Consider the following 3,916-nt stretch of genomic DNA (forward strand, 5'->3'; position numbering starts at 1 on the left):
TCGGACGACGCCATGGGACGCTACGACCACGCCGCCTACGTCTCCCTGACGATGGAGTTTCGCTGCAACCTCAAATGCGTCCACTGCATGATCGAGGGCACGATGGACCGGCTCGCGCCGGAATCGGACGCGCATTTCGAGGAGATCCTCGCCCTAAACGCCCGTGAGCGGCGCTGGTCCGGCCTGATCCTGACCGGGTCCGAGATCACCCTGCGGCGCGACCTGCCCGAACTCGCCCGGCGGGCGAGAGCCAGCGGCTTCGCGCATGTCCGCATTCAGACCCACGGCATGCATCTCGGCCAGCCGAGCTACTGCCGCCGGCTGGTCGAGGCCGGCGTCGACGAGTTCTTCGTCTCCATCGCCGGCAGCGATGCGGCGAGCCACGACGCGCTGACCCTGGTGCCGGGCTCGTTCGAGCGCGCGCTGCGCGGCTTGGAGACCCTCGACGCGATGGAGGGCGTCGAGACCCTCACCAACACCGTGGTGACCGAGCGGAGCTACCGCCTGCTGCCCGATCTCGTCACGCGGCTGGCCCACCTCCAGCGCCTGACCCAGATGGAGTTCTGGGTCTACTTCCCGATGTCCGAGCGCGACGAGAAGGGCCTCGTCGCCCGCCACGCCGACGTCCTGCCCTATCTGCGCGAGGCGGTCCTGCGCGCCCGCGCGCTCGGACGCGCCGTCGAGGTGAAGAACTTCCCCGAATGTCTGCTCGGCGATCTCGGCAATGCCCTCGTCAACGGCCAGCCCGAACTGCACATCGACCCGGATTTCTGGCGGGAATTCGAGCGCAACGGCTTCTATCAATGCGCCCACCGGGAGACCTGCAGCTCCCGTGAATGCCTCGGCCTGAACACGGCCTATGTCGCGAAATTCGGGCTCGAAGCCGATCTCGTCCACCCGTTGCCCGCGCCCCGGCGGCAGGCCTGGAGCCGGGCTCCCGCTTGAACCGGCGGTGCCGCATCTCCGGCACGCTTTTCTGAAGAGCGAGGGCGGTTCGCCGGCAAAGGACGCGTCGACGGAAGGACCCTTCGCGGTCCGATCATCGCGTCCCGTCAGCCACCCTTGGGGACGAGGCCCTATCGATTTCCGAGCCGGGGCCACCAGTCGTGCAGGACGCCGAGATCGCTCCGCGCATCCCGCTGGGCGAGGGCCACCTGCTCGGCCCGGAACTCGCTCGCGGTGATGCCGAACTGGGCGCGGAAGCTGCGGCTGAAATGGACCTTGCCGCGAAACCCGAAATCGGTCGCGAGCCGGGAGAGGCGGCGGGTCTCCAGCGGGTCGCTGAGGGCGGCGCGGACGGCCAGGAGCCGTCGTTCCTGGACCGAGCGCATGATGCCGCCATAGGGGGCGAACATCCGGTAGAGGGTCGCGCGCGACACGCCGATCTCGTTGGCGATCATCTCCGGCGACAGGTCCGGCGAGGCGAGATGGGTGCGGATCGTCTGCTCGGCGAGCGTGAGGTGACAGGTGGCGAGCGTCGGCGTCGCGGCGGTCTCCTCGGCGCGGGAGGGATCGAGCAGCGCGCGTAGGAAATCGAGCGTCTGCGTCACGACCTCCTCGACATCCGGTTCTTCGATCAGCGTGCTGCGTTCACGCAGCGCGATCAGATGGGCGGCCAGGAGCCGGTTGCGTCCGGCATCGAGCCGCGGCGGCAGCGGGTTGTCGGCCAGGCCCGGCAGCAAGGCCCGCGGGACGATGAGCGCAACCGTATCCGACGAGGCCGCGAGCGTATCGATCTCCTGGGCGAGGTCGATGATCGCGACCTGGGACGACCAGATCGTGGTCTGCTGCCCGCTGATGAGGCCGCTGAAACCGCCGACATTGTAGAGATGGAAGAGGATGTGATCCGGCGTGCGGGCGATGAGGTCCCGGTCGCGGCGATAACTCTGCGCCCCGAACACCACCCGTGCCACCATGATGTCGCCGATGATGGCACCGCTCGCCGAGCCGGTCGGGCTTTGCTGACCGGGATGGAAGGCCCGCGGTTCGAACAGGGGGCCGACCATGCCTCTCCAGATTTCGGCTGCCGTCGCGTGGGGCAGCCCGGTCGTGAGATAATCCAGACGCTGGAGAGAGGTCACGGGACAATCGACTTCCAAGAAAGCGATCGGGAGCCTTTTCCTATTCCGGTAATGGTCGCCGACATTCGCGGAAAAGGAGGGGGGCTTAGTAGAAACATCTGTTCCGAATGAAATTTATCAGCAGAGATGCGAGTGATATTGCAGATTATTCCAACATAGGATGCAAAATATCATTCGCATCCCTGCTAAAAATAACTCTGACCTGTTCGGCGCCATCAAAGCATCGGTACAGCTAAAGTCGCCCGTGGAGGTTTCAAGAGGCAACCTCCTCAACAGTGATAGCTTGGACGATCGCCGGGGTATTCGTAGCCGCTGACTTATCGGCCGAAATTCGTTCGTTCGAAGTAAGTATCCTGGTGAAGCCGCACAAATTCGAATAAAATCGTTCACCGGATGGCGCTTGCCGGATCGATTGTAAAATAAATCTGCAGTACCATGTCGATTGAGGCCGATTTTCGGTGTTTTCCTATGTTAGGCTGATGTCGTTGCTACAAATGATCTACGAGTGCCACGCTGGCGGAGCGGTCAGGCCCATCAATCGCGAAGCTTTGCTGTCATGGTATGGCAGTCTATCGGAGCGCCAAGCCCAGCTTCGACATCGTGTCGAACCGGGTACAGCCTATGATTATTTTCGCGCCGACCCCGATCACGATGGCTTCCGAGACCCGCGCATTCGAGAATGGGCCGCCAGGATTGATCCTCTCGGGTGAGGCCGTCGCGGCCCGGGCGGCGAGTTCAGCATCTGAGACGCTGGATCAATCGAAAAAATGGAACCATCCCTCCGCAGCGGTGGGCGGTACTGATATGCAGCAGGAGGCGAAGATGCGGGAATCGCACAAGCGCCGCCAAATGGGGTCGGAATGAGTAAGCAGCTTCTCATCTACGAGCGTGCCGTACCGGTCACCCGGCAGCGTCACGGGTCATGGTCCGTGAAGGCCGGTGCGTCGTTCGACTTCGCGCGCGGCGTCAATTCGGTGCCGCTCATGGTCGCCGAGTTTCCGAATTCGGCGGCCGAGTATGCCATCGTGTTCGGCGGGGCTGCCGACGAGATCATTCCGGTGGCGCTCCTCGGCATTCGCGACAACGAGAACCTGTACGTATCGGAATCGGGTTCGTGGTCCGGTTCGTACGTCCCGGCCTTCCTGCGCCGCTACCCGTTCGTGTTTTCCAGCGACAACGCGAACGACGCCGATGCCACCTTCACGCTCTGCGTCGACGAGGATTTCTCGGGCTGCAACGACGAGGGCCGCGGCGAGCGCCTATTCGACGCCGACGGCGAGCGGACGCAGTATCTGCAGAACGTCCTGGGCTTCCTTCAGGCCTATCAGGTGCAGTTCCAGCGCACGAAACTGTTCGTGAAGCGCCTGCAGGAGTTCGGCCTCCTGGAGCCGATGCAGGCGCAGTTCACGCTGCGCAGCGGTCAGCGCTCGACGCTGTCCGGCTTCAGCGTGGTCAGCCGTGATCGCCTGAAGGCTCTGTCGGCCGAGCAGCTCGCCGAGCTCATGCAGGCGGACGAGATGGAGCTGATCTATCTGCATCTCGCCTCGCTGCGGAACCTTGCGCCGATCGCCGAGCGCATCGGTGCCCCGGCCGAGTCTGCGCAGGCGGACGAGACCGCGCCGGCGTCTCCGGCCGACTTCGAGACTTCGGGCAACGCCTGATCCCGAAGCGCTCCCGGTCGAGGCCGGGAGCCATGAGCCGACGCGCAGCCGCTGAGCGCCGGCCGAAATCGAAAATAGCGGTGACAACGATCCCGGCGGCTCAGGGAGCCTGCCGGGACTCTATGTCTTTGCGCGCCCGGTCAGGCCGCGCAGGTTCCGGTTGGAGAGAGCGGC

At 64.4% G+C, this 3,916-nt stretch carries 4 protein-coding genes; 3 read left to right on the forward strand and 1 reads right to left on the reverse strand.

The window, feature by feature from the left end:
- Positions 1 to 12: 12 nt before the first annotated feature.
- Positions 13 to 945 carry a radical SAM protein gene (locus MSPGM_RS12155; protein WP_003601243.1) on the forward strand — a complete coding sequence of 311 codons (933 nt, stop codon included), beginning with the start codon at positions 13 to 15 and terminating at the stop codon, positions 943 to 945.
- A gap of 131 nt (positions 946 to 1,076) precedes the next feature.
- Here the strand turns inward: MSPGM_RS12155 and MSPGM_RS12160 are convergent, their stop codons facing one another.
- On the reverse strand, positions 1,077 to 2,006 hold the full coding sequence (locus MSPGM_RS12160) for a helix-turn-helix domain-containing protein (protein WP_003601241.1): 930 nt from the start codon (positions 2,004 to 2,006) through the stop codon (positions 1,077 to 1,079).
- Between the two features lie 636 nt (positions 2,007 to 2,642).
- On the opposite strand from MSPGM_RS12160, the gene MSPGM_RS12165 reads away from it, so the two are divergent.
- Both MSPGM_RS12165 and MSPGM_RS12170 read left to right on the forward strand, forming a co-directional pair.
- Positions 2,643 to 2,945, forward strand: a complete 303-nt coding sequence (locus MSPGM_RS12165) for a hypothetical protein (protein WP_003601240.1) — start codon at positions 2,643 to 2,645, stop codon at positions 2,943 to 2,945.
- The gene (locus tag MSPGM_RS12170; RefSeq protein ID WP_003601237.1) at positions 2,942 to 3,742 is read left to right on the forward strand and encodes a SapC family protein; all 801 of its coding nucleotides are present in this window, start codon (positions 2,942 to 2,944) and stop codon (positions 3,740 to 3,742) included. Before MSPGM_RS12165 ends, MSPGM_RS12170 begins: the two co-directional genes overlap by 4 nt.
- The last annotated feature ends 174 nt before the right edge of the window (positions 3,743 to 3,916 follow it).

The sequence above is a fragment of the Methylorubrum sp. GM97 genome (assembly GCF_024347855.1).
Lineage (GTDB): Bacteria > Pseudomonadota > Alphaproteobacteria > Rhizobiales > Beijerinckiaceae > Methylobacterium > Methylobacterium extorquens.

Bases quoted from the DNA above. Each gene is read 5' to 3' on its own strand.
- MSPGM_RS12155 (WP_003601243.1), top strand. From the start codon at position 13: ATGGGACGCTACGACCACGCCGCCTACGTCTCCCTGACGATGGAGTTT.
- MSPGM_RS12165 (WP_003601240.1), top strand. From the start codon at position 2,643: ATGGCAGTCTATCGGAGCGCCAAGCCCAGCTTCGACATCGTGTCGAAC.
- MSPGM_RS12170 (WP_003601237.1), top strand. From the start codon at position 2,942: ATGAGTAAGCAGCTTCTCATCTACGAGCGTGCCGTACCGGTCACCCGG.
- MSPGM_RS12160 (WP_003601241.1), bottom strand. From the start codon at position 2,006: ATGGTCGGCCCCCTGTTCGAACCGCGGGCCTTCCATCCCGGTCAGCAA.